We start from the raw sequence: 26,372 nt of genomic DNA, 5'->3' as shown, positions 1-26,372 counted from the left end.
CAAACTCCAGTTCATATAGAGCTGGAGTTTTTTGTTGCATAAGATATATAAGATTTTTATGTAGCAAAGGAGAGATCATGTTGTACCCCATAATTGGAATTACAATTGATCAAGATGATCAAAAATTTTTTATCAATCATGATTACGTTCAATCCGTTATACAAGCTGGTGGAATCCCATTACTTATTCCATTTTTACGGGACCCAATCATGATACAAAAAATGGTCGAACAATGTTCAGGGTTACTTCTTACTGGTGGGAAAGATGTAGATCCGTTTTACTATGGTGAAGAACCTTCGCTAAATCTAGGTGTAATCATTCCTGAACGAGACGAAATCGAATTGAAAGTTTTTGAATTATTCATACAGCAAAATAAACCTATTTTAGCTATTTGCAGAGGATGCCAACTAATGAATATCGCCTTAGGAGGAGATCTTTACCAAGATATACCTTCACAAATAACCCCGGCACTAAACCATGACCAACATGCACCACGTGGTTATCCAACTCATTCGATTGACATTAAAAAAGAAAGCCTGCTTTTTGACATTATGGGGGAAAAGAAGATTCGAGTAAATTCCTATCATCATCAATCTGTTAAAAATGTATGTCCTCCATTAATCATCAGTGCTTTTGCTGCTGATGGTGTAGTAGAAGCTATTGAAAGTATCAGTCATCCTTTTTTGCTAGGTGTACAATGGCATCCTGAAGGGATGTCAATCTTGCAAGATAAGCATGCGATGAAACTATTTTCTTCTTTTATAAATGCATGTAATTTAGCAGAAAAATATCATTAAAAATTTACAGATTATATGGTTTAAAAGCGTGAAGAAAGTATCTTCTGTTAATTTTTGGATGGTTACCATCTGATCACCAAAGCGAATGATAAATTAGAAAATGCTGGGATGCCCCCAGCATTTTTATTTTTCATTCCGCACATATTTTGCATTAAATAAAAACAACCACATTAAGAGAACAAGAGATGGGATCAATAGGATCAAACCAGCAATAAATGCAAGGACTAAAGCCCATCCCATCGTAGAATTAGTTAAGCCGCTTTGCAATGTGATGTACGGATAAAGTAAATAAGGTAAGTGGGAGTAACCATAACCAAAAAAGGCGAATGCGAATTGCATCATGACAGCAATAAATGATAATCCAAGTGATTTACGCCTCCAGATAAAAAACACAGCCACCAAAAAACAAAGAAAGGAACAAATAAAAACAGGGCTGATGTCCCATGCTTTTGCAAAATGATTAGGATTATGCTGGGATAATCCCCAAAAGACAAGAACACTTGCAAGTATTGTAGGACCACTCCAAAAAAGCGCATATTTACGCAATTGTTCCATGGCAGGCAAATCTCCAGCTTTCTTTGCATAGTAAGTTAAAAAACTAGCACTGATATACAAGATACTTACAATTGCTAAGAAAACTACTGTCCATGAATAGGGGCTACGAAATAATGCACCAGATAAAAACTCGATTTTCTTTCCGTTCTCTACAATAAAACCACCTTCTGAGATTGTGAGACCTGTAGAGAGAGCCGCAGGAATAAACAATCCGGTCATTCCATATAGAAACAAGAAAAATTTACTATCTCTTCCGCCATAATTAGCAAACGCATAAAAGGAGCCTCGAATGGTGAGCAAAATTAACGCAATGCCACCAGGGATAAGTAAAGCAGTTCCATAATAATATGCTGTGTCAGGAAAAAAACCGACGATGCCAACAATGAAAAAAACGAGAAATACATTGGTAACTTCCCAAACAGGAGACAGATAACGATCAATAATTTTATTTACGACATGCTCTTTTTTCGTCAGATAACTGTAATAGGAGAAAAAACCAGCTCCAAAATCGATTGATGCAACAATGATATACCCATAGAGGAATGTCCACAGTACACTTATACCTATTAATTCAAGTGGCATTAGGAGATACCTCCTTCGAAAGCTTGTATCTCTGCTTCAGCAGGTTTTCCTTTAAATAATCGATACAGTACAATACAAGCAACAATTGCCAGTAAAAGATAAAGTCCAGTAAATAAGAAATACATCAATTTCACATTTGCTGCTGTAGTTGCTGCTTCACCAACTTTCATAATTCCTGTTATGATCCATGGAAGACGACCAGCCTCCGCAAATACCCAACCCAGTTCCATTGCGATGAAAGACAATGGAGCTGCAATAACGATTCCATATAAGACGATGGGATGAAATGGATTTCCCTTTTTCCATATCCAAAGGATTAAAAATACAGCAGTTATGAACAATAAGTAGAAACCAATACTTACTTTTGTATCAAATAAGTAATGAATATATAGAGGCGGCCACAAATTTTTCGGTATACTATCCAAACCAATCACTGTTCCGCTAGGGTTATTTGTTGCTAAAATACTCAATGCTTTTGGAATTTCAATCGCATATTTTATTTCATTTGTTTTTGGATCCAATGATCCAAATAAGACGAGAGGTGCACCTTTCTTGGTTTCAAAATGCCACTCCGCAGCTGCTAATTTTGCTGGTTGGTGTTCTGCTAGAAATTTTGCAGATATATCCCCCATTAAAATGGTGGTTATGGACAGGATGAATGTGGTGACCATTGTTAATTTCAATGCTTTTCTATAATAAATATGTTGTCTTCCACGTAATATGAAAAACGCTGCCAGCCCTGCTAGCAATAGGCCAGATATCAAATACGAGGAGGAGACAACATGCCCTACTTTTGAGGGTGTTGCAGGATTCAACATTGCGCCGATAGGGTCAATATCCACTACCTTCCCAGCCGCATCTAATTTAAAACCAGCAGGAGTGTTCATAAACGAATTTACTGTAGTTATAAATACTGCAGAGAGAGTAGATCCGATAATGACAGGGATAGAAGTTAACCAATGCCAATAAGGATTTTTAAAACGATCCCAAGTATACAGGTATATTCCCAAAAATATCGCTTCGAAGAAGAACGCGAATGTTTCCAAAAATAATGGCAGACTGATCACATTTCCAACTAATTGCATAAAAGTTGGCCAAAGCAAGGATAACAGTACTCCGATACATGTACCTGTTACTACTCCGACAGCAACCGTGATTACAAATCCACGTGTCCAGCGCTTTGCCATCATCGTGTAATGCATGTCTTTCTTACGAATACCTATAAATTCTGCTAAACTTACAAATATAGGAACTCCGACTCCAATGGCAGCCCAGATAATGTGAAAAGCAAGTGTCTCTTCAGTAAGCATTCGACTCCAAAAGGCAGAATCCATTTTTGAGTCCTCCTTCATCAATGTCTAAATTGTATACAATTATCTTACTCTCTGTGAACAACTTTGTACACTGTTTCACATACTTTTTATGATATATAAAGAAAAACGTCATTAATTGATCATAATTTGTTAAGTGATTCACAATGTCTTGATGCAAGTTTGTCTATCTGATAAAATAATTTTATGAATATCTTCGTTATCATTTATATCGTGGTTGCCAATATATTTGGATTTTCTCAAATGCTTTATGATAAAAAACAAGCAAAGCTGAGTCAACAAAGAATTCCTGAAAAGAGACTTTTTCTCGTTGCTGCGCTAGGAGGAGCGCTTGGTTCTTTTATTGGTATGCAAGTTGTTCGGCATAAGACAAAACATTGGAATTTTTTAATCTTTATTCCTTTCTTATTTGTATTGAATCTTGTAATTATTTACCCAATGGCGATTTTTGGAATAAATTATTGGATCACCTATGTAATTCATTTTCTAATTGCATAAATTTGTTTTGGTAAGTCCCGTCTTCTTTGTACAAACTATATACAGAAGGGGGGATTTTTTTGTTTACTTATTTATATGCTTGTATGCTTCTGCTTTTACCCCCGATTTTTCAAGATGGGTCTCCTAATCCAGTCATTCATGTAACATATGGGGAAAAACAGTGGTATTTGGATTTGCGTCAAGCTGGTTTTGACGGCATAGATCCAACGACGTTAGATCGTCAGGAGTTACATCGTTGGTTTGCTAAAATTGCGAAACAAATCAATCACAACCCCACGTCTGCACACTATGAAAATCGACAAATTGTACCAGAAAAATCGGGGGGAAAAGTCATCCTGTCCGAAATGGATAGTTGGATGGATTTAATTCACTTATATATAGGGAAAAAAATAAAAATTCCCGTTGAAATACAACGTCCAAAACTTACTACAAAAGAACTTCGTAAATTAAAACGAAAATTATTAGCATCATATACTACTTTTTATAATAATAGTATGGATAATCGATCTCATAATGTTGAACTTTCCGCTAAAGCTATTGATCATATTGTGGTGATGCCGGGAGAAATTTTTTCTTTCAATCAAACCGTTGGCAGGCGTACCTTAGCCAAAGGTTACCGGGAAGCCAAAATAATTGTAAAAGGCGAATATAGTGAAGGAATTGGAGGAGGGATATGCCAAACATCTTCCACCTTGTTCAACAGTGTAGATAAGGCAAAGCTCACGATAATTGAACGTAAAAGTCATAGCAGAAATGTTCCATATGTTCCCAAAAATAAAGATGCAACTGTTTCGTGGGGAGGACCTGATTTTAAGTTTAAGAATCTCCGAAATAACCCTATTCTCATTGTTTCTGAAGCGAAAAAAGGATATGTGACTGTACAAGTTTTTACCAGTAAATGAGAACTAAAAAAAAGAAAAAAAAAGGAACATTTTTCATTTAAATAGAATATCTCCAAAAGTCCTGTTATAATGGGCAACACACAATAGGTACACCTAACAAGGAGGTGCGAAGCTGTTACTGAAAACTTCAGACAGTCTAGACGATACGAATTAAGTGTGCCTTTTCTTAAAAATGAATTTTTAAGTTTTTCGGTAACAGTGATCAATGAAGAAATTCCTAATATTAGGAGTAATAGCAATAGTACTTTTATCAGGTTCTTTTGTCGCTTATGCTGCAATGGAGACAAAAGTGACGGTCAAATTTAGTGATGGAAAAACTACAGTTGTGAGCGAGGGTTTACATAATACACTTGAAGAGGCTTTAGCTGGTGCAGGACAAAATGTGCAACAGTTAAAAGCTAATTATCAACCCTCTATCCCGTGGAATAAATCATTAGATGGAGATACAACAGTAGATCTAAAATGTAAATGTAAAGTAAATCTTGAGTTAGGCGGCAAGAACCTAGGTACTTTCGTCACTTCTCAAACAACAGTTGGTTCCTTTTTAGAGGAGAGAAAGATTTTTTTATCTGCTTGGGATGAACCAAATGTTTCGATGAATGAAGCTATAACCCAGAATATGAGGATCGTTGTGGACAAAGTAGAGCAGCGAGTGAAAAAAGAAACAAAAACCATTAAATTCACAACCAAAGAAGTAAAAGATGACAAGTTGGAAAAAGGAAAGAAAGAAGTAACAACCAAAGGAAAACCAGGAAAAGAAGAATATCAAATCGTAGCTCTCTATAAAAACGGGAAGCTATTGATAAAAGATGGAAAACCTGTCCTTACCAAAACATTAATCAATAAAGTAGCTCCTGTCATGGAACTAGTAAAACTAGGAACGAAAGAACCAGAAAAACAAGATGAAGGTTCTATCTCTGCATCTGTTGAACTATCTGGTCAAGCAATGACCTTTGAATCAACTGCTTACACTTCATATGGAAGTAAAACAGCAACTGGTACCACCCCTCATAAAGGAACTGTTGCTGTTGATCCAGATGTAATCCCACTCGGCACCAAACTTTATATCGAAGGCTATGGATACGGTGTTGCAGAAGATACAGGTGGAAGAATCAAAGGACATATCATTGATCTTTATTTCTCAAGTGAAGCTGATTGTGTACAATGGGGCAGACGAAATGTAAAAGTCCATATTGTGAAGTAATGGAAAACCCTGCAATGAAATTTTATTGCAGGGTTTTTTGGTTTTTCATCGAACCTGATACATAACACAAATATTTTGTCTGTGGACTTTTTTTGAAATTTTCTTTGTCTTATATGCTTATTTCCGATATACTGGATTACAAGGAAATTTCCATCCGAGGTGTTAGTATGGTAGGTCGAAATCAACCCTGCACTTGCGGCAGTGGTAAAAAGTATAAAAAATGTTGTGAACGTGTGATCGTTTTTCACCAAGCTGAATTGACTAGAGAAAATCGAGAAAGAGGGCAGAAAGGGGAATTGCTCTCTATCTAGATAAATGGTTTCATCGATATGCCAAAGTAGATGATCAAGATAAATGGGCTACCCGATTTAAAGAAATATTACAGTTACCTTTAGATCAACCTATTCCCAAAAGCTTTGCTTTCTCGTTTCATTATTATTTGCTATTTGATGCACCATGCATGAACGGAAGACGGCCAGTAGAACTTTGGGCATCCACTATTCGACATCATCGAATGGATGGAGAAAGAGTGATTCAAAGCCTATCAGAATTAACTTTTTCTTGTTTTGAAATGTTGGACTCTGATCAGGAGACGATGACATTTCGCTCGCTCCAGACGAATAAAGACTATGAGGTGATGAAACAAGATGCTATACCAAGAGACAAACTGGTGTTCGCCAGGCTCATACGGATAGGAAATCGCTATGAACTATTTGGCCCTTATACATCGTTTGTGCATGAGATGAGAGGGGAGATACTCGTGCAGCTAGAGAAATACAACCACCATGATGATGAACAACAAGAACTTACGATTCGAGAAACCAGCTGGAGAGTACTCGGTTGGTCGATTCAAAGAGCAAATGAATTAGAAACAATGGAGCAACAATTGACAAGTGCTCCAACAGAAATGCGTTTAGACAGTAATCAAGACTTCTTTTTATCTGCCATGGAACATCAAGCAGAGAGACCTGGACTACCAGTATCTGTCTTGAATCATTTAGAGCAGTTCTACGTTTCGGAAGTTACCAAACTACAAAAAGGTACGCAAGCTTGGTATTCACGTTCGTTAGAAACGCTATTCCAATATCTCTCCCTTCGTTTTGGACAATCATTTGAATGGTCTCTTCTAAATGAAGATGTATTAGCGCGTTTTTTCAGTGTTTGGTATATGGACCATCATCAATCTACTCCAATATCAGCGCGTATATTTTTAAACACGTGTAAACACCTATTTCGTTGGCTAGAGTCTGCTGGTCATGCCAATGTGTTTCAAGCATTTAAAAAGGTATATGTACCATTCATTCGATTGATCCCAGAAACGATTGAAGCTCGTACTTGGATGATGGAAAACGGAGTTACGAAAAAAAATCAAGATGAAGCAGAACAACGAAATATGTTTTTGCTCCATGTTACCTCAGCTGGGCCTGTAATTTTAATTGGTGAGCAATGGAGACCGATTCAACTCCGAAGTTTCCCTCGTATGTGGACGGAAAAAAGATTTTGGATCAAAGGAACCATCCAATCGGATAACAATCAGTATGCGTTTACACAGGTTGAGAATATGTATCCTGTTGTTTCTATGGAAGAAAACGAGCATATCGAAGTTTTACTTCAAAAATAAAAAAAGCAATCTCTCCAATGCAGAAGGGGTTGCTTTTTATGTTTAATTTTTGGATATTCCACACATACTAAACCTACACTCAGCAAAAGGGGGCGTTTTTCGTGGATAAGCAAAATCGTGTCGAACAAACCAAGAAAAACGATAATGTAGAACAATTAATGGTTGAAGCAGCAAATGAATTAGGAGTATCAGCAGATACACGTAATATTCAAGAAAACCCCGAGAAATTTGCTTCCAGATTGAAACGATTAATCCGTGCAGTGAAGTAAGATGAAGTTGAGTGTAGGCACCCATGAAAGGGTGCCTTTTTTGGTATGATAGATGATGAGGTGATAGGATGAAAAGAGCAGATTTACATTCTCATACGATAATGTCAGACGGAACCCAAACCCCGACAGAAGTTGTGAAACTTGCTGCCGAACTGGGTTTAGAAGCAATAGCAATTACCGATCATGATACCGCAGGAGGATATCAAGAAGCGTTAATTGCTGGGCAAAAATTAGGAGTAGAAATTGTACCCGCAGTGGAAATGAGTACAGTATTGGATGGACAAGCAATCGATATCTTAGCATATTTTATTGACCCCTATCATCCTGCATTTCAGCGACTTTTGGATAGACAACAAAACATGAGAAAAGAGCGTAATCACTTAGTTTTAGAGGAGTTAGAACAATTAGGAATCTATATTACAATCGATGAAGTGGAGTCCAAACAAGAAATTAACTCTGAACAAAAAAATGTAGGTCGAGTGCATATTGGTCAAATACTTGTTGAAAGGGGACTGGTAGGAGATTTAAATGAAGCATTTGATAAATATTTAGGTACAGATGGTGTAGCGTTTGTTCGGCTAAATAATACATCCCCAGATGAAGCCATTCAAGCAATCAAAGAAGCAGGTGGAGTAGCAGTCATGGCCCATCCTGGGATATATCATCGCGATGATCTCATCCCAACCATTGTCGAAATGGGACTCACTGGTATAGAAGTGAATCACCCTGATCACACGGAAGAAGATAAAATTCGATATGAGGCATTGGCTGAACAATTTAATCTTATTCCGACTGCAGGTTCGGATTATCATGGTGTACGAAATGGTCAAATGCATCATGCCAATTTAGGCACATGCACCACACCTTATAGTACAGTAGAAAGACTCAGGGCAGCAGCGAATAAATAAGTTTGATACTCTCCTTCAGACACTGCTTTATTTTAATTTATTGGGTTTCCTTTCTAAAGTATTTCGTTTATGATTTGGAAACAGGGGGAGTATAAAAATGAGAAAAGTTTTAAACAAGGAAATCAAAATGGCTGTTATGCAAAAACTAAAAGATCGTGGTGTTTCGATAGCCGCCATCGCAGATATTGTGTATCAGATGCAGAAACCTTATGCTCCAAACCTACAGTTGGAAGCTTGTGTGGAAAGTGTCCTTGCGGTTTTGAAAAAACGTGAAATTCAACATGCTATTTTAGTGGGAATCGAATTGGACATTTTAGCTGAACGAGATATGCTGTCTGAACCATTGCTATCACTGGTTCGCTCTGATGAAGGATTATTTGGGTGTGATGAAACACTAGCTCTTGGCTCTGTTTTTGGGTATGGAAGTATTGCAGTTACTACTTTCGGACACCTAGATAAACATAAAATTGGCATTATAAAAGAACTGGACACGACAAAAAATGGTCCAGTAAATACCTTTATCGATGATTTAGTTGCAAGCATTGCAGCAGCAGCTTCAGGACGAATTGCACATAGACTGAGGGATGAAGAAGAAGGCGAAGAAGAAATGGAAGATATTGATGCTTATTTGTAGCAAACGATGTAGAGGTTCCATCTATCTAAATGGAACCTCTTTTTTTATACAGAAAAACCGAGTGTCTAAACTCGGTTAAATGGAGGAGGGAACAGCTAACAAGCATCTGCCTGTAATAATAAGGTATGGAGATGAATTTTTTTTGTATGTGCAGGAGTGGAGCATGGTGTCCATTTTATCCAAAATATAAATGATTAAGAATAACAAATGAAATAAATATTAATTTTTAAAGGTATATCCTTTTGCGATGAGGAATCATACATTCGGATGAGAAGCGTCCGTTAAGCATGAAACAGATAGTAATTAGGTACACTAGAAGTAAGAGGTGAACTATCCAAATGTCAACAAATTGGGTTTATTGGTTGAAATTATATGAGACAAAATTCCAAGCGAGATGTTTGGCTGCACGTATGGAAGAAGACTGGTGGCTTTATGGCTACGATAGTCCAGATCGTGTAGAAGTTTTTCGTTCTCGTAAAGGTCGGTTTGGAGTAAAATATATATGGAGAAAAAATTTATAAACTTATACTTGCATGTTAGATGTGCCCATAGTATAATAACAAATGTCGCCACTGACGCGGGGTGGAGCAGCTCGGTAGCTCGTTGGGCTCATAACCCAAAGGTCGCAGGTTCAAATCCTGCCCCCGCAACCAAATATGGGGCTGTGGTGTAGAGGCCTAACATGCCTGCCTGTCACGCAGGAGACCGCGGGTTCGAATCCCGTCAGCCCCGCCATTTCGTTTTACGTTTACCAATTATTGCAAATATTCCGGGCCTATAGCTCAGTTGGTAGAGCAGTCGGCTCATAACCGATCGGTCACAGGTTCGAGTCCTGTTGGGCCCACCATACAGTTGCATAAGGGCGGTTAGCTCAGGGGGAGAGCGCTTCCTTGACACGGAAGAGGTCGGAGGTTCGATTCCTCTACTGCCCACCAATCAAACTCCTTAGAAATAGGGAGTTTTTTTGTTGTATGCAGATGGGGTTTTAGCGGAGAAAATGCAGATTGTAGACCTTTATTACACTAAAATATTATTACCCAATTATTTTGAACAGAATTTTTTAATTGGGGTGACATCATGGGTAAGTGTAAAAGGAAAAGACAGCTCAAGAAAGAATTGACGTCATCGTAAATCTTCTATTGAGAAGTGGTGCCCACAACGTGGGCAAAACTTTAAATCTCCTTTCTCATATTGTCACTGATAGGTAAAGTAAAGTTCTTTGTTCATTTAAAATCTCCTTTAATATATCGCCTTTCCGATAGCAATCAAACATTTCGGCCTTATCAGGCCATTTTTTGACCATTTTCATATGTTGTGTAAGTATTGTTTAAGGTATCTTTAAAATGGTATTCGTCACTACTAACAAAATCAATCACAAGTATTTTCCTATTGTATAAGTATTTGAATATATAAAGAATATTATGTTCGTTTATATTGAGCATATACAAAATGCAATAGAAGGCTGGGATGGATATGTGGAAAAAAATGCTTGTCTGGTCTCTTTGTTTATTCATCTCTTTACCTCTTTTTACAGGATGCAGTTTATCAACCATTCTTTTTGGTCGATGTTATTCCACCGGGAAAGATGGGCAGTTACAAGAGAAATTGCAAACATTGGAGAAAAAGTATGGAAAGAAGTTTGCTATCAAAGACAGTGGATGTGAAGAATATAATGTTGATATGCCAAATACAATGATTTGGCGTGCTACTGTTTATCCAGTTGATCAACCAGATATCACCTTTACTGTAAAAGAAGGAGAAGGTGATGATAGCTATTTAAAGACGCTATATGAATATCAAGCATCCAATGAAGTGAAACAAATATTAAGTGGTGTATCAGGTGACCAAATATCCCAAATGTATGTTCGAGTAGATTTTACATGTGATGATTGTCATAAGAAGATCAGAAACAATATTAAAAGTGCTCTAGAGAAATCCATATATGAAGTTGGTTTTTTTTCTGGTCCACAGCTTACCATTCGTCTTGATCTTCATAGTATATCTGATCCCAAACAGTTAAAAGAGGTATCAACTCTTATTTGGAAGGTTAGAAATCAACTGATGGACAATGGATTTGCAAAAGCTGTTTTAGAGGTTCATTACCATAATGGCCCATTTACAGAAGGATTGAATGGCAGTGGCATGTTTGGCCCTATTGCAGTAGCCTATATTCATAATCCTACTGATATTTATGAACAACTAATAGCTGATAATGGTTTAGGAAGAGAAGATGTTTGGAAATATCAAGCAGAGGAAGAAGTATCTCCACTAATCAAAAACATTTTTGGAGAACAAACGGATCATATTTATGTGTTGGTGAATACTCCTTACAGTAAACCGAATGCTCAGGAGATCGATTACAAAAAAGCACTAAAAAAAGCTGTAACCACTCCACTTCCTAAGGTATTAGATCCAAACATGGAAGTTCATATTCATTTAAAAGCCCCTATAAACTCATCTAGCAAAAAAACGTTGGAAGATCGAATCTGGAAAACAAAACAGGTACTTATGACCCATGGATTAGGTAATATGAAATTAATAGCAGATTATACGATAATATCTGCGAATAAAGAGGAAAAATTCGCTTACTTTGATGGACTTATAAAATCAATTACACATAAACAAATCACTTCTCAAATTCAAGCTAGTACTAGTGCAAAATAAACCAAAAACGAAATAGCACTTCAAGACACCGATGAACAGTGCTGACTGGCCACTCTATCTAGAGATTCATATTTGTACTTTTCAAATTGAATTTAGTGAAAGAATTTGACCACAAATTGACCACGCACTTATGAGAACTAGGGTAAATAGAAGGGATCAAGTAGCAAATGGAATTTTGAAAACCTGCAATTTTATTGGATTTCCTGCACGGAATAACTAGATTAACTTGCTGCGTTACTAGACATGGAAGAGGTCAGAGGTTCGATTCCTCTACTGTCCACCAATCAAACTCCTTGGATATAGGGAGTTTTTTTGTTATATACGGATGGCTATTTTCTAGGAACATTTTTTTAAATGGATTCACAGTTTCTTCTTGTATAAAAGGGAATCCTGTTTCTTATTATGCCATTCTGCATAATTTTATTCGTTTACTTGGTTGTTCCTATATTTTAACTTTGATATTTTTTTAATACAGAAGAAAAGTTAAAAATTGTTCACATTTTAACTAAAGAGGAGAGATGTTTATGAAAGCGTTTTCGTGATCTGTATTCTCCTGAAAAAAGGAATTATTTATTCGTAAGGATGTGTATCAAAATTATCATTGGGAGGGTTTATGATGTCTCAAAACGTTCGTAAAGTAACCCCTTTGCAATTGGAAAATGAATCATACTCTAGGAAATCCCCTGTTTCCAGAGCTCAGCTAATCTATGCATCTATTGTTGCCTTTTTTGCTTGGGTATTCTCTGTATATGACTTTATTTTATTTGGGACGCTACTACCAGTTATAGCGGAACAATTTCATTGGAGCACAGTGGAAAGTTCGCAAATTGCAACATGGGTATCGGTGGGAACGTTTCTGATTGCCTTAACGGTAGGGCCAATTACAGATTACTTTGGTCGTCGTAATGCTTTAGTAATTACCACAGCTGGAGCAGCCTTGAGTTCTGGATTAACTGCTCTTACAATTGGTCCTTTGTATCTCATTCTAGTTCGTGCGTTATCTGGTTTTGGTTACTCGGAACAAGCAGTTAATACAACCTATTTATCTGAAATTTCTGGAGAGAAAAGAAGAGGAATTCTTTACAGTTTTATCCAAGGTGGATGGCCAGTCGGAGCTCTGCTTGCTGCATTTGCAAGTTCTATCTTGTTACCGTATGTTGGTTGGAAAGGTGTATTTTTAGTAGGTGCCATTCCAGCTATTATCATTATTTTGTTACGATTAAAGTTAAAGGAATCTCCTAAGTTTGAAGAAATTAAGCACGTTCGAAAACTCTTAAAAGAAGGAAAAGAGGAGGAAGCAAATCAAATTGGTGAGAGAAGCGGTATTGATACACAAAAAATGAACAAATCAACAATTGCACAACTTTTCGCACCAGATATAAGACGTCATACTATCTTTCTTGGGCTCGCATTTTTATTAAATTGGTTTGCCATTCAAATATTTAGTGTTTTATCGACCACTGTTCTTACGGCAGGTAAAGGTATCTCATTTAATAACTCTTTATTTTTACTCATTCTTTCTAATGCTCTTGCTTACGTCGGATATATCATTCATGGTTATCTCGGAGATCGATTTGGAAGAAGAGGTGTTATTATTTTCGCTTGGTTTATGTCAGGTCTTTCTTATACCTATATGCTTTTTGTAGCATCAGGATATTGGTCCGTATTGATATCTTATAGTATCGGCTTATTTTTCTTAATAGGATCCTACTCTGCTTTGTTTACCTATATGGGCGAATCTTTTCCTACAAGAATTCGTGGCACTGGCACCGCAATCATCAATGCTACAGGACCTATTGGAGGAATATTGGGTTCATTCATATTTACATTATTTGTAAGTTCGAATAGTATAATAATTGCTGCTTTTGTGGCAGGAGTATTACCTTTATTACTCTCAGGATTATTGATGTTTGGTGCGCGATCGATTTCACCTTCACGATCTCTAGAAAATATATCTAAGTAAACATCTGCTAAGTTAAATTAGAATTTTAGGTAGAGTAAAACTTACTAGTTTGAATATGCAAATTAATGGAGAAAGTGAGGTTTTTATTATCATTGAAGATCGACCCTGTAGATTTAAATCAAAAGCAATTGTATAAATTATTAGCTGGATCAGTTGTTCCTAGGCCAATAGCCTGGGTATCAACACTCAGTAGCAATCATGTATTGAATTTAGCACCTTTCAGCTTTTTTCAGGTATTGTGTACTCATCCTCCAATGATAGGTATTTCAATCGGGCCTGGAGAAGGGGAAAGAGAAGGTACAACAAAGGATACTTTAAAAAATATAGTAGACTTAGAAGAATTCGTAGTAAATATCGTAACTTATTCTTTGGCGCAAAAGATGCATGCAAGTTCAGGAGAGTATGAACCGAATGTAGATGAATTCAAGATTTCAGGTGTGAATTCAGAAAAAAGTGAGATGGTAGTCCCTCCGAGAGTGAAGGAATCTCCAATTAATTTAGAGTGCAAATTAGTAAAACTCATTCATTTAGGATTTGAAACTCTTGTAATTGGACAAATAGTATTTTTCCATATAAGAGATGATCTATATTTTGATGGAAAGATCGATTTGGAAAAACTACAAGTTATAGGTCGTCTTGCAGGAAATTATAGTTACGTGGACAAATTCTTTCGTTTAAAATGAAGTTCCCAAGTACACGACTTTATAGCATTACGAATGAGAAAACCCATCGCTTAAAAATCGTGGGATGAAAGCGAGAATTGGACGAGGAGAAGGGATTTCCCTTCTCCAGTCCAACCTCTGAAAAAAGTAAATTTACAAACTAGCGTTCTTATAGTTATATATATAGTCTCTGCAGGCGAAAAACCAAGTTTCTCGCGGCAAAGAAGAAATCAACATACATAAACCGTGGGCACACGGGGTCAGCTTGGTAATGAAATAGGAGGCTATCGACCCAAGAATCCAACGGCTTTAACCATGTAGAGTTGTCAACAAATCGAGTTATCCTGTAAAGGAATTAGAGATAATATGGTTATTGCTATCTATATCAAAACAACCGACTACCTGTATGATCTGAACGAGTTTAGTAAATAGATGGTTGATGAAGGAGATGTTACAAAGATACCGCAATGATTCGTTCTTTTTTAGGCCACTTACAAAAAGATAGGATAAATTTATTTGAACAGAGGGAGTGAATTGCGACTTAGTATTGTTTTCCTAGTAAATAGAAAATAACTTGAGATGCCATATCGGAACATAGAATTCAACCAGTTATGTTTTTCTTTTTACTCTAACTAAAACAATGTTTTCAATACTTCCCTTGTAAAGGGCACAATCTCACTAATACGATTGTCTCGAATTTTGACAACCCACGAAGGATCAGCCAACAGAGCACGACCAACTGCAACTAGGTCAAATTCTCCTTGTTCTAGTCTCGTAATTAGATTCTGGATATCGGTGTTGTTTGTCTCTTTTCCTTGGAATACTGAACTGATAAGGTCTTGATCTAGACCTACTGAGCCAACTGTAATGGTTGGTTTTCCTGTTAGCTTTTTGACCCAACCTGCTAGATTGAGAGAGGATCCCTCAAACTCAGGTTCCCAAAATCGACGAGTAGAGCAATGAAAGAAATCGACACCTGCTTTTACTAAAGGTGTTAAAAAATCTTCTAACTGGCCAGGAGTTTCTACTAATTTTGCTGTATAATCTCCTTGCTTCCATTGGGACAAACGAAACGAAATAGGAAAATCGGTTCCTACTGCACGTCGACAAGCCTCAATCACCTCTACTGCAAAACGGGTACGACGAACGAGGTTACCCCCATAATCATCTGTACGGTGATTCGTCTTTTCCCAAAAGAATTGATCAATTAAATAACCATGTCCTCCATGTATTTCAATTCCATCAAACCCTAGCCGCTTTGCGTTGGAAGCAGCTTGTGCATAAGCTTCAATCACTGTATGAATCTCTGATTTTGTCATCGGTTCCGTTACTTTTACACCAGATACGGCAAGCCCTGAAGGTCCAATAGGCTGCACGTGTGGATTCGGATGGTCTCCTGCATTACGTTGCATTCCAACATGCCATAGTTGCAATATGATTCGACCATCTACCTTGTGAACCTCATCAACTACCTTTGCCCATCCGTTAAGTGCGCCTTCATCATGGATATTAGGAACATTAGGGTCATTTCCGGCAGCTGGATGATTGATAAAAGTTCCTTCTGTCACAATTAATCCAACACCATTTTCTGCTCGACGTCGATAATAGTCTGCTACATTCTGTCCTGGTATCCCTCCTGGAGAAAAACTACGAGTCATTGGAGCCATTACGATTCGATTTGATAGCGTTACATTACCGAATCTAAAAGGTTGAAACAACGACTCAACAGTAGTCGACGATTGAATTTCTTTATTATTTTCCACAATAATGATCCTCCTAAAAATGGGAATATTATGTCCTTCTAATCAAAAGTAAAGAAAATGATTTAATTTTTTGCTTCCAAAAACGGTTTATATTTCTCCAGATAAGCAAAAAGAAGATAGGTATTTAGGCAAATGATAACCAATGCAGGTAAAATGGAAACAATATCCAAAAATAAATGAAAGAAAAACATATTCACGGAAATGGGCATAAACAAAACCAAAGCAAGTGGAACAAAACGATTTATCAGCAAGCATGTTCCTACTAACAATTTCATTAGAACTACGAAAATCATGATGTAACCGGTTTTTATTAGCGCATCCATAAAATCAGCAGCTGGTCCAGCATAATGTGGGGCGGGCATGAGATTTAGCAGTCCAGAAAAACCAAATCCTAATAACATCAACCCAAATAAAACACGAATAACTGTTGTAGATTTCCCCTTCATCCTATTCACTCCTTGTGTATTAACTAATGTTGGATTTTCTATGAAATAAGATCTGGCGAAATACTTCTGCTAGAATCTCCGCTTTATTTTCTATCTCTTCATTTGTGCGCCAAGCGACAAAACCATCAGGTCTTATTAGTACAGCACCTCCACTAGGTATCCCGTATGCCTTTTGCCAATTATTGTCTATATCCACTAAATCTTCATCCCTACTTATTTGGTATGCTTGTATTGGAATTTCTAAACGTAAGGAAACATCTGATGCTGCATGTAACCATTCTTTCCCTTTATCTCCTGAAAACAATACGAAGTTTTTTCCTAGTAAATCAATTGTTGAGATGCGTTTTCCTTGATAGCTGCACCAAACATGTGGAGCTCTTTTGCCAGGTATACCATCTAATCGTAGTTCATCTAATCGAATCTCTATATTTTCTTCCGTGACAATTGCATCTGATTGGTATAAATAACCGATAGCAGGGATAAGAGAATGCACGCGACCCTTTCCATTTGTAAGATTGAGAACAGATTGATTTGTAGCAAATTGAGCTACAGGATTGCGTTCCTGTTCATAAGTGGTCAACAAATCAGTATTTGCTTCATCACGTAAAACAGCAGCTAATTTCCAAGCTAAGTTATGAGCATCTTGTATTCCTGTATTTGCACCATATGCTCCTTTTGGTGGCATGACATGAGCTGCGTCTCCTGCTAAGAAAACACGTTCAACTTGATAATGTTTCGCAATTCGTGAGGCAGCTTCCCATGGAAGAATGCTTAGTATGGTAACATCTAAATTTGGTAAACCGATTGCCTTACGTATGAGATCACTGCAGCGATCCTGTGGAAAATCATCTGGTGATTCTCCTTTATCAGGATGGTAGGCAATATGAAAACACCATCGATCCTTGTTATTAACAGATAGCAATCCGCCTGGTGATTCAGGATTCGTAATATTACATACAATAAATTCATTACCTTCTACCAATTTCCGCAGATCCGCTTGAAAATAAATATTGATGTAATGCCCAAAAGAGCCTCCCTCTGTAAACTCAATCCCTAAAGCTTGACGCACTTGACTTTTGGCTCCATCAGCGGCAATCATGTATTTGGCATAAACGGTTTCTGCTTGTCCCGTTTTCCGATCTCTTATCACCGCTTGAACACCAGTTTTTGTTTGTTCAAAAGAAATGAGCTCAGTATAAAACCGAATATCTCCACCTAGTTGTTGTGCTTTCTTAAGCAAAACAGGTTCTGACTGATCTTGAGAACATGCGCAACCTTTAATAGGACTGATGTTTTTTACTTGTTCTCCAATTAATTCTTCTAATTCATGTCCATTAGGAGCTATTCGTTTGACCTCGTTTAAATCTGTCTCCGCTAGCACCTTCACTTCAATAGCACCATTGCTTTTTTCTAGTACCTTCCCAGCTGCTCGAATCTCTTTTTCAATTCCAAGTTCTCGGAAAATCTCCATGGTACGGATGTTCATACCATTTGCGCGGGGATGAATAGAGGTACCAGCATGTCGTTCTATAAGAATATAAGGAATGTTTTGGTTTGCTAGACAAAGTGCTGCAGATAAACCTACCAAACCACCACCCACAATCAAAACAGGGGTTTGTTTTTTAGACATCTTAGCTGAACTCCTTTCCAATATTTGTGCTTTTCAAAGATAAGCAGAAAGCGTAGAATACATTTTAGGAGTATAGTTACAGTGTGTATACTCACTAAATGATTATAAAGTGAGTATACACACTAAATAACAAGACGTCAAGGAGGATTTTATGGATACAAAAGTTCCTTTTCCAATAGAACCACCAACACCCGAGTTTCTGTTAGAAATATTGTTCAAAACTACCCATTCTATTCACTCTCAATTTGAGGCTCATCTGTCTGCACAAGATGTGCCTACCTATTTGACTGGACCGAGGATGCGATTTTTGATATGTATTGAAGAAGCAGGAAAGATCAGAATGAGTGATTTAGCAACAAAATTAGGAATCAAAAAGCGTACCGTAACTCAATTTGTTGATGCCTTAGAAAAAGAAAATATTATCGTACGTATACCTGATCCTAATGACCGTCGTGCCACACTGATACAGATTACAGATACTGCTGCACCGCTTATAAAAAGAACTGGGGTTGCAATGCTCGAAGCAGCAACAAAGGTATTGGCTTCCTTTCCTTTAGAAAGTCGTAGACATTTGCTTTATCTTTTGTATCAACTCGCGGATGTTAAGGAATCGAACGATGATATGAACTGATTTCTAAAAGGAAAAACTGTTAAGATGTAAAGTATTGAAAACTCGTCATGTTCTCTAATAGAATATGACGAGTTTTGCTAGATAATATTACTTGCATTATTATTTGGTTTTTAACATCCCCTCTTATAGAGAGTAAAGATCATAGAAGTATAGAGTGTTATCTATCCAGCAAAAGACAGAAATCAAATCAAAAAGTATCTTTCTTAACAGACTGTGTTAGAGCAGGAATATACCCGTTTTCGGAGTTGTACTCCATATACCGAGCCTTGTATCGAGTCCTTCTTTTCTCATTTCAAAACTGAAACGTTGTACTTTTTTCAGTGTCAAATAGAAGATGAACTCCATCAAGCAATGGAAGAATACATGGTTCTACAATCATGAATGGTTCCAGAAAAAGTTAAACCAGTGTGCTCCGGTTGAATTCCGAAACGCACTGGCGGCCTAGCGCATTTTTTATAACGGTCTACTTGACGGGATTAAGTTCAACTGTCCAACAATTGGGGTGCAGTTCACGGTTGTTTCTTTATATTGATTGATTTGTCTTAAAAAGGACTAGTATCTTTAATCAGTCTGATATGGAGGATTAAAGATAAAATAGTTGTGTATTATATTCTAGGCAATCACTTTGAGTTCCACCTTTTGTGGTGTTGAGCCTAATATATGTTGAAACGATTGTAAAGAATGTAATATTGCCTCTGGATTAACTGAGCGCATAATAAAAACTAGATTAGAAAAATGATTATCTTGTGGCCAATGATCAAGATGAGTTGGCGGATGAATGATATGTTGAACACCGTTTAACATCACTGGACCAATTTCACCGATATCAAGGAAACCTTTTACTCTCCAAATATCTTTTCCATGTCTGTGAAGCAGCATACTGAGCCAAAGACCAAATGCTTGCCAATCTAGAGGTTGATCGAAGGCAATAGAAAGAGAGCGAATTGGATTCATATGGGTATTTTCAAATGACAGTGATTTTGATTGTAAAGAAGTGACTTCGGGTTTAGCATGTGTACTTTCAGATGAGGGCAGAAGTAGATTTTTTGGATCGGTTTGTCCAAAAACAACTTCTATTAACTCGGCTGTTGGATTAAGGATAACAATTTTTTCTTTTAATTCTCGAATCTGATTAGATTCAGCAATATCGGTTTTTGTGAATAATATTTTGTCAGCAGAAACAATTTGCTTAACAAACTCACCATTATTATTCATCTGAAGCGCTCCATTTACCGAATCTACAGTAGTTAATACCTGACTGATGTAAAAATGATGTTGAAGTACTGAATGAGTAAGAACAGTAAACAAAATCGGAGCAGGATCAGCTAATCCAGTCGTTTCAATGATTATATTTTCTACCTTGGCAATTTCATTGCTCTCCATTCTGTTTAACAAAAGTGAGAGTGCTTCTACTAGATCTTGGCGTGTTGAGCAGCATATACATCCACCCTTTAATAAAAGGGTGGTTTCTTCTTTACGTTCCAATAAGTGATGGTCCAATCCTATTTTCCCAAATTCATTAACAATAACGGCAGTATTTGGGTACTTTTTTAGAACATTGCGTAATAAAGTTGTCTTTCCGCTACCTAAAAAACCAGAGATGATCGTAATGGGGATTTTCCCTTTATGGTTTAACATATTATTGTCACCCCTGTTCTTAACTTAAATTTGTAGTGTAAAGTTGTTCCAAAAAAACAGGATCAAGTGGATCGAGTTGTCGTTTGAGCATTTGATCGACAGCAGGCCACAGTTGACTCATATCATGTATGATATCAGAGTTACCTTTTTTATCACGAAGTATAAATTTACTTCCATTCCATTCTTCCAATTTTAAACCAGTAGATTTTATTATACAATTGGCTAGTTTTGTTCGACGAATTCTTTCTTGTTGACGAATTCTTCTTATTGATTCATTTTCAGCGATGATAGTAGAGTTAGCTTGTTCCATTACGCGGGAACGATCAGTCCAATGTACTTGGTTAATAAATTCACTACATAGAACACACATGTAATTAAATACCTCCTCTTAAAAATAAAGAAAAACGAGGAATTTTTCTGTTTTCCTCGATTAGATTATTTTACCTATTATTTACGTGGATTTCTTTGTGCAAAATCATTTGCAATTTCATCAAATGTAACCCAACGAACCCCTTCATGTGTGTTGATATACTCGATTAGGCGTTCATGCATTAGTAGAACTTGGGGACGACCGCTAACATCTGGGTGGATTGTCATGGTGAAAACAGCATAATCATTCTCACGGTACACCCAATCGAATTGATCCCGCCACATCTGTTCAATGTCTCTCGGATTAACAAAACCATGGCTATTAGGAGACTTTTTAATAAACATCATAGGAGGTAAATCATCTAAATACCAATTGGCTGGAATTTCAATTAAATCTGTCTCTTTCCCACGAACCAACGGTTTCATCCAGTTTTCTGCCGGCTGTGAATAATCAATGCGTGTCCAACTATCTCCGACTCTTACATAGTATGGGTGGAAATCGTTATGCATCAAGCTATGATCGTATTTGATACCATTTTTAAGCAAGAGTTTGTTTGTGAGATTTGAGAATTCCCACCAAGGAGCAACATAGCCAGTAGGTCTTTTTCCAGAAATCTTTTCGACTAACTCTATGCATTTTAACAATACTGCTTCTTCTTGTTGTTCGGTCATAGCAATCGGGTTTTCATGTGAATAACCATGGATACCGATCTCATGACCAGATTCAACTACTTTGCGTGTTTGATCAGGAAAGGTTTCGATGGAGTGACCGGGTATAAACCAAGTTGTTTTTAACTTGTATTTCTTAAATAAATTCAATAGGCGAAGAGTGCCTACTTCCCCTGCGAACATTCCACGGGAAATATCGTCAGGAGAATCTTCACCACCATATGATCCAAGCCAACCAGCTACAGCATCAACATCTACACCATACGCTACCAAAATTTCTTTCTTTTTCGCCATTATTTATACACTCCTTTAATTGTTAAATTAGAAAGTGTAATCATATAACATGTTCTAAAGAGGTTTTTTATGGAATGAAACCTTCAATTTTTAAAAAGTGAGCATGATGGTTACCTAGATTACCAATATGCATGGTCAACTAGGTACTTATTATCCTCCTGAAAAGTTATTGTAAGCGCTTAACAAAATTGTACTGATTCATATACGTTGAAACAATTAATTAAAACAAATATTTTATGCATTCTTGCATAGATGAAAAGCATGATTAATGACTTGCTTTTCCACATTTACGGATATAGCCGATGATGAGAAGTAAGAGTGGGAGGGAAAACAAAGCGATCGGAAAAACATAGGTTAGATATAAGTTTCGAGGATATGAAATAGAAGCCTCTACAATATTTTTTGGAACGTAGGCAAGTAAAATAACAACAGGACTAATAAACCACATTAATTTTCTCCAATTTTTTACATTTAACCATTGTGCAGTACCATAACAGGTGACAAAAAAATAGATACTTAATTTAATAATAACACTGGCAAACCATACGATTATCACGATAGCATCTAAATTTTCTACAAACTGAAATACGGAAATAGTTTTTGTCATTTCAAAAAATGGGTACCACATCTTTGCGGAAACATTAGGTCCTAAGGTTAACAAGATCATGACAGTCGAAAGGGTTATAAATATACTAGCAATCGCCACACCCCAAACACCACTTGGGATTTTTTTTTCAGATTGTCTGGTAAATGCGAGAATCATTGTTAAGATGACACTTTCTCCTAAAAAAGATGCTGGGTGAAATGATCCCTTTATGATTTGTAGCAATCCTGAATCATAGTAAATAGGTGATATATTTGGCAAACTAACATTATTTATACTAAGCAAAATAACAATGGATACCATTAATGCGACAATCGGACCAAGCACTTCACTGCAAAGACCGATGGAAGTAATGCCTCCTAAATATGATACATATACGATTAGTAATAACATGATTGCCATGACGGGGAACATAGGAGTTTTAGGGAGAATGAGAGTTTGGATTAATTCAGCACTTTGGTTTAAAATTATCGCGATTACTGTGTACCATTGGATAAAATAAACCAGTACAAAAATTTTCCCTATCCATTTTCCAAGAATAATTTCACTATATTCAACAAGTGTTTTTCTAGGATAGAGGTGACTTAGTTTGGTAGCAATATATGCAATAGTCATGCCTATTAACCCAGCCACTATCGTTGAAATCCAAGCATCTTGCTTGGCTAAAGCAATGGCAGGTGTCAATGTAAGAAGCATTGTCATACCAAAATTCATACAAAACATCATCCAAAATATTTGTACATTTGATATTTTCAATGATATCTACCTTCCTCATATATCATTTGTTAATTTCCGGTTCTTTTAGATATTCAGCGGCGGTAGATCTGCCAGTGCAAACAAGATTGAATTTGATGTGCACATTTACAGGTATATCTGTATAAATATTTAACCATCTACTTTTTGTTTTCTTCCAAATGGCAGGGTGTTTCGTATGTATAGCTTCTCCAAGTCCTATCGGATCTACACGCAATTCATGTTGTAATCGGAAAACGAGCGATTCCATTCTTCTTTTAATATCTTGAGAAAACATTTGTTGGACAAGTTCTAAATTTTTTTTATCGCCCAAGTCAAGTTTCGTCATATTCTCTGTGAGAATAGCAATGATTTCCATTGAAATATTTATCTGTTTTACTTGCTCCTTATCGATAACGGGATCTATGCTCGAGTGTACTTTCACAATCTCACTGCTGACAATTTCATTTTTTTGCTTGGAGATAGGAGTTGAAATACCACTATTTATCGTTTTATCTTTAAGAAGGTTATAAATAGCAGCTTCTTTGTTTGACAGATAGCCTACAAGCTTTCCATTTTGATATACTGCTGCGTCTTGTACCTTAAAACTTTTTTCTTTCGTTTCTTGTTTATTCACTAACTGAATCGCACCTGTAACGACGGATTGGTTTGTGGAGGACGACAAACTGTTTAAATGTTCGACTAAATTGCTCTCTTGTCCTGACCCGAATCTTTCTAAATCCCGGATTCCTTCCGCAGGTATTTGTTCAAATAAATAGGGTGTATCTAGTATTTCTTTTGCAGTAGCATTGCGAGTGGTCAAAATATATGTTTGGAGTCGTGAATCCCGTGGTCTCGACAACGTATCCATCACATTGTGAATTCCATGCTTTGCAAAATTTTCTCCAACAAGTATCACTCGGCGATGTCCCAAAAAAATGCGTTTAGATAACTTTCTCTGCAATTTTTGACGGATATCGTAGAAATTTTTTCCTCTTTCGGTGTATACAAGTGTTTGTGATTTTTTATCGTCTTGTTTCTTTTGATAATTAGCTATTTGTATGGTGGCTTCGATTTGGTCATCTTTTGTTAGATCAAACCCACTTGCCATTACAAGTGCAATATCATTGATTTCGATACGGTCCCAACATCCAGTTAGAAAAAGACACGTCATTATACAAATCAATAAGTTTAAACATTTTTGCATAGTTAACATCCTTGTTTAAGAATCTTATATTATTGCCGTTCTTCCCGAAATGATGAGTAGTGCTCGTTTAATTTTTGTTCAAGGTACTTTCTTCTTTTCCAAGGTAATCGAATAAGTACATCTTTTATTCCTTCCCAATCAAAAGGAGCAATGGGGGTAAAATAAGGTATACCAAAAGATTTTAAGCTAACAAGATGAATTAATAATGCAATCAGACCTGCGCCAACACCAAAAAGTCCAAAAGTACTAGCCATGGCCATTAAAATAAATCGAAACAATCGAATGGCTCCAGTCAATTCTGTTTTTGGGATAACAAAGGAAGCTATTCCTGTCATCGATACAATAATAATCATAGGAGATGAGACAATTCCTGCCTCAACAGCTGCTTGTCCTAGTACAAGTGCTCCTACAATACTGACTGCTTGACCTATGGGTCGAGGTAATCGAATCCCTGCTTCTCTTAGAGCTTCAAATACGATTTCCATCAATAATGCTTCGATGATAGTTGGGAATGGTACATGTTCTCTTGAACTAATGATGGTTTGCATTAAACTGGTTGGTATCATTTCTTGATGAAAGGTAGTAACAGCGATATAAAAAGCAGGTAAGATCAATGCTAAACCGAAAAATAAAAAACGTAACCAGCGTACCAAAATGGTGATGTAAAAACCTTGATAGTAGTCTTCAGCAGTTTGGAGCGAACTCCAAAATGTTACAGGAACAATAATTGAAAAAGGGGTACCGTCGATCAGAATAGCGACTCTTCCTTCAAGTAGTGATGCTACAACAGTATCGGGTCTTTCACTTATTTGTGTTAATGGAAAAGGGGAATAGGGTGCATCGCGAATCATCTCATCGATATAACTCGATTCCAAAACACTGTTAATATCCATTTTTTTAATTCGTTTGGTCAGTTCGTTTAAAACTTTTTGGTTAACGATTCCCTCTAAATAGATCATCGCTATACTCGTTTTTGATATGGAACCAATTGTAAACGATTGAATTTTGAGCAGCGGGGTATGTAATTTTCGTCTAATTAAAGAGGTATTGACTCTGATATTTTCAATAAAGCCTTCACGAGGTCCTCGAATGAGTGCTTCTGTATTTGGTTCTGTAACGGATCGTTCTTGCCATTGTTTCATGCTTATCGATATTGCTTCATTTAATTGATCCAGTAATATCACCAGTTCTCCGTTGAGAATGGATTGAAGTACCTCTTGTATTTTCTGGATTTTTTTGATTTCTGAAGATGTTTCTAGCTGATCGATAATATCATGAATCGATTTAAGTGGTTTACTATCATTTATCTCTTTGCTCTTGTCTTGTTTTAGTAACACCATATCGAGATGTTTGGTATCTGTCATGCCGTCGATATAGATAATCAATGAAGGATACATATTCATTAAATTTAATTTTCTTATCACGATATCTGAACTGTTAGATAATATACTTTTAATTTGTGTTTCATTTTTTGTTAGTGAATGACTAAGGTTTTCAGACAGGTTTGGATGAGGAATCGAAATCTGTTCTGAATTTTTTTTGAAGAAATTCATTGTTTCACCTATCGATCTAGTAAAGTTCTTAGAACAATATCTTTGACTAAGTGTCTCCTCGTTGCAAAAAAATTATGTAACTGAGGTTGGATGTATAAGGAGAGTTCTTTATTAGTAACCTAAAATAATTAAATTAGTATATTTGAAGGAAGAACAAGAATGGTATGGAAGGTAATTGGTTTTCTGATTATTGTTGGATTATCAACATTAGTGATGTTTTTTTCTGTTAGATAGGTTTTTAGATAC

26 protein-coding genes and 4 tRNA genes are annotated in these 26,372 nt (G+C 36.6%); 19 read left to right on the top strand and 11 right to left on the bottom strand.

The window, feature by feature from the left end:
• Nucleotides 1-77 precede the first annotated feature (77 nt).
• A complete protein-coding gene (locus AC5WOF_RS00270; RefSeq protein ID WP_496047950.1) occupies nucleotides 78-797 on the top strand; it encodes a gamma-glutamyl-gamma-aminobutyrate hydrolase family protein in 720 nt (239 codons plus the stop codon).
• 123 nt (nucleotides 798-920) lie between these two features.
• Here the strand turns inward: AC5WOF_RS00270 and AC5WOF_RS00265 are convergent, their stop codons facing one another.
• Entirely contained in the window at nucleotides 921-1,934 is a 1,014-nt protein-coding gene (locus AC5WOF_RS00265) for a cytochrome d ubiquinol oxidase subunit II (protein WP_496047949.1), read from the bottom strand.
• Complete coding sequence (locus AC5WOF_RS00260; RefSeq protein WP_496047948.1) at nucleotides 1,934-3,268, bottom strand: cytochrome ubiquinol oxidase subunit I; 1,335 nt, start codon at nucleotides 3,266-3,268, stop codon at nucleotides 1,934-1,936. Before AC5WOF_RS00260 ends, AC5WOF_RS00265 begins: the two co-directional genes overlap by 1 nt.
• Before the next feature lie 183 nt (nucleotides 3,269-3,451).
• Between AC5WOF_RS00260 and AC5WOF_RS00255 the strand changes: the two genes are divergently transcribed.
• The 17 genes from AC5WOF_RS00255 (at nucleotide 3,452) to AC5WOF_RS00175 (ending at nucleotide 14,611) form a co-directional block, all read left to right on the top strand.
• Nucleotides 3,452-3,763, top strand: coding sequence for a DUF1294 domain-containing protein (locus AC5WOF_RS00255; protein WP_496047947.1), 312 nt, complete (start codon nucleotides 3,452-3,454; stop codon nucleotides 3,761-3,763).
• Between the two features lie 59 nt (nucleotides 3,764-3,822).
• The gene (locus AC5WOF_RS00250; RefSeq protein ID WP_496047946.1) at nucleotides 3,823-4,665 is read left to right on the top strand and encodes a VanW family protein; all 843 of its coding nucleotides are present in this window, start codon (nucleotides 3,823-3,825) and stop codon (nucleotides 4,663-4,665) included.
• A 205-nt stretch (nucleotides 4,666-4,870) separates the two neighbouring features.
• The gene (locus AC5WOF_RS00245) at nucleotides 4,871-5,869 is read left to right on the top strand and encodes a 3D domain-containing protein (protein WP_496047945.1); all 999 of its coding nucleotides are present in this window, start codon (nucleotides 4,871-4,873) and stop codon (nucleotides 5,867-5,869) included.
• A gap of 113 nt (nucleotides 5,870-5,982) precedes the next feature.
• Nucleotides 5,983-6,180, top strand: a complete 198-nt coding sequence (locus AC5WOF_RS00240; protein WP_496048805.1) for an SEC-C metal-binding domain-containing protein — start codon at nucleotides 5,983-5,985, stop codon at nucleotides 6,178-6,180.
• A gap of 149 nt (nucleotides 6,181-6,329) precedes the next feature.
• On the top strand, nucleotides 6,330-7,490 hold the full coding sequence (locus AC5WOF_RS00235; protein ID WP_496047944.1) for a hypothetical protein: 1,161 nt from the start codon (nucleotides 6,330-6,332) through the stop codon (nucleotides 7,488-7,490).
• Nucleotides 7,491-7,591: 101 nt separating this feature from the next.
• Entirely contained in the window at nucleotides 7,592-7,759 is a 168-nt protein-coding gene (locus AC5WOF_RS00230) for a hypothetical protein (RefSeq protein ID WP_240873712.1), read from the top strand.
• A 68-nt stretch (nucleotides 7,760-7,827) separates the two neighbouring features.
• Nucleotides 7,828-8,667: a PHP domain-containing protein gene (locus tag AC5WOF_RS00225; protein WP_496047943.1), complete on the top strand. Its 840-nt coding sequence runs from the start codon at nucleotides 7,828-7,830 to the stop codon at nucleotides 8,665-8,667.
• A 97-nt stretch (nucleotides 8,668-8,764) separates the two neighbouring features.
• Nucleotides 8,765-9,301: a phosphatidylglycerophosphatase A family protein gene (locus tag AC5WOF_RS00220; protein ID WP_496047942.1), complete on the top strand. Its 537-nt coding sequence runs from the start codon at nucleotides 8,765-8,767 to the stop codon at nucleotides 9,299-9,301.
• Nucleotides 9,302-9,639: 338 nt separating this feature from the next.
• Nucleotides 9,640-9,822 (top strand): hypothetical protein, encoded by a 183-nt coding sequence (locus tag AC5WOF_RS00215; RefSeq protein ID WP_496047941.1) that lies wholly within the window; start codon nucleotides 9,640-9,642, stop codon nucleotides 9,820-9,822.
• Nucleotides 9,823-9,877: 55 nt separating this feature from the next.
• Nucleotides 9,878-9,954 (top strand) — tRNA-Met (locus tag AC5WOF_RS00210).
• Between the two features lie 5 nt (nucleotides 9,955-9,959).
• Nucleotides 9,960-10,036, top strand: a tRNA-Asp gene (locus AC5WOF_RS00205).
• Between the two features lie 36 nt (nucleotides 10,037-10,072).
• Nucleotides 10,073-10,148: transfer RNA gene (locus tag AC5WOF_RS00200), tRNA-Ile, on the top strand.
• A gap of 13 nt (nucleotides 10,149-10,161) precedes the next feature.
• A tRNA-Val gene (locus AC5WOF_RS00195) sits at nucleotides 10,162-10,236 on the top strand.
• Between the two features lie 32 nt (nucleotides 10,237-10,268).
• Complete coding sequence (locus AC5WOF_RS00190) at nucleotides 10,269-10,421, top strand: hypothetical protein (protein ID WP_496047940.1); 153 nt, start codon at nucleotides 10,269-10,271, stop codon at nucleotides 10,419-10,421.
• 347 nt (nucleotides 10,422-10,768) lie between these two features.
• Nucleotides 10,769-11,965 carry a hypothetical protein gene (locus AC5WOF_RS00185; RefSeq protein WP_496047939.1) on the top strand — a complete coding sequence of 399 codons (1,197 nt, stop codon included), beginning with the start codon at nucleotides 10,769-10,771 and terminating at the stop codon, nucleotides 11,963-11,965.
• A gap of 616 nt (nucleotides 11,966-12,581) precedes the next feature.
• Nucleotides 12,582-13,928: an MFS transporter gene (locus tag AC5WOF_RS00180; RefSeq protein WP_496047938.1), complete on the top strand. Its 1,347-nt coding sequence runs from the start codon at nucleotides 12,582-12,584 to the stop codon at nucleotides 13,926-13,928.
• Between the two features lie 65 nt (nucleotides 13,929-13,993).
• Nucleotides 13,994-14,611, top strand: coding sequence for a flavin reductase family protein (locus tag AC5WOF_RS00175; RefSeq protein ID WP_496047937.1), 618 nt, complete (start codon nucleotides 13,994-13,996; stop codon nucleotides 14,609-14,611).
• Nucleotides 14,612-15,222: 611 nt separating this feature from the next.
• Here AC5WOF_RS00175 and AC5WOF_RS00170 read toward each other — a convergent pair.
• The 3 genes from AC5WOF_RS00170 to AC5WOF_RS00160 all read right to left on the bottom strand — a co-directional run bounded on the left by AC5WOF_RS00170 (nucleotide 15,223) and on the right by AC5WOF_RS00160 (nucleotide 18,429).
• Nucleotides 15,223-16,353 carry an NADH:flavin oxidoreductase gene (locus AC5WOF_RS00170; protein ID WP_496047936.1) on the bottom strand — a complete coding sequence of 377 codons (1,131 nt, stop codon included), beginning with the start codon at nucleotides 16,351-16,353 and terminating at the stop codon, nucleotides 15,223-15,225.
• Nucleotides 16,354-16,415: 62 nt separating this feature from the next.
• Nucleotides 16,416-16,799 carry a hypothetical protein gene (locus AC5WOF_RS00165; protein WP_496047935.1) on the bottom strand — a complete coding sequence of 128 codons (384 nt, stop codon included), beginning with the start codon at nucleotides 16,797-16,799 and terminating at the stop codon, nucleotides 16,416-16,418.
• Between the two features lie 19 nt (nucleotides 16,800-16,818).
• The gene (locus AC5WOF_RS00160) at nucleotides 16,819-18,429 is read right to left on the bottom strand and encodes an FAD-dependent oxidoreductase (RefSeq protein ID WP_496047934.1); all 1,611 of its coding nucleotides are present in this window, start codon (nucleotides 18,427-18,429) and stop codon (nucleotides 16,819-16,821) included.
• A gap of 151 nt (nucleotides 18,430-18,580) precedes the next feature.
• Here AC5WOF_RS00160 and AC5WOF_RS00155 point away from each other — a divergent pair, with 151 nt between their 5' ends.
• On the top strand, nucleotides 18,581-19,060 hold the full coding sequence (locus AC5WOF_RS00155) for a MarR family winged helix-turn-helix transcriptional regulator (protein WP_496047933.1): 480 nt from the start codon (nucleotides 18,581-18,583) through the stop codon (nucleotides 19,058-19,060).
• Between the two features lie 612 nt (nucleotides 19,061-19,672).
• Here AC5WOF_RS00155 and AC5WOF_RS00150 read toward each other — a convergent pair.
• The 6 genes from AC5WOF_RS00150 to AC5WOF_RS00125 all read right to left on the bottom strand — a co-directional run bounded on the left by AC5WOF_RS00150 (nucleotide 19,673) and on the right by AC5WOF_RS00125 (nucleotide 26,126).
• Nucleotides 19,673-20,698: a CobW family GTP-binding protein gene (locus AC5WOF_RS00150; protein ID WP_496047932.1), complete on the bottom strand. Its 1,026-nt coding sequence runs from the start codon at nucleotides 20,696-20,698 to the stop codon at nucleotides 19,673-19,675.
• A gap of 19 nt (nucleotides 20,699-20,717) precedes the next feature.
• Entirely contained in the window at nucleotides 20,718-21,068 is a 351-nt protein-coding gene (locus AC5WOF_RS00145) for a hypothetical protein (RefSeq protein WP_496047931.1), read from the bottom strand.
• Nucleotides 21,069-21,145: 77 nt separating this feature from the next.
• A complete protein-coding gene (locus AC5WOF_RS00140; protein ID WP_496047930.1) occupies nucleotides 21,146-22,030 on the bottom strand; it encodes a polysaccharide deacetylase family protein in 885 nt (294 codons plus the stop codon).
• 265 nt (nucleotides 22,031-22,295) lie between these two features.
• Nucleotides 22,296-23,390, bottom strand: a complete 1,095-nt coding sequence (locus tag AC5WOF_RS00135) for a GerAB/ArcD/ProY family transporter (RefSeq protein ID WP_496047929.1) — start codon at nucleotides 23,388-23,390, stop codon at nucleotides 22,296-22,298.
• Between the two features lie 22 nt (nucleotides 23,391-23,412).
• On the bottom strand, nucleotides 23,413-24,573 hold the full coding sequence (locus AC5WOF_RS00130) for a Ger(x)C family spore germination protein (protein ID WP_496047928.1): 1,161 nt from the start codon (nucleotides 24,571-24,573) through the stop codon (nucleotides 23,413-23,415).
• A 29-nt stretch (nucleotides 24,574-24,602) separates the two neighbouring features.
• Complete coding sequence (locus AC5WOF_RS00125) at nucleotides 24,603-26,126, bottom strand: spore germination protein (protein WP_496047927.1); 1,524 nt, start codon at nucleotides 26,124-26,126, stop codon at nucleotides 24,603-24,605.
• Between the last annotated feature and the right edge of the window lie 246 nt (nucleotides 26,127-26,372).

Source organism: Shimazuella sp. NTD250 (genome assembly GCF_059510375.1).
The sequence above is the reverse complement of the archived record's forward strand: the minus strand, read 5'-3'. Positions and strand labels throughout refer to the sequence as shown.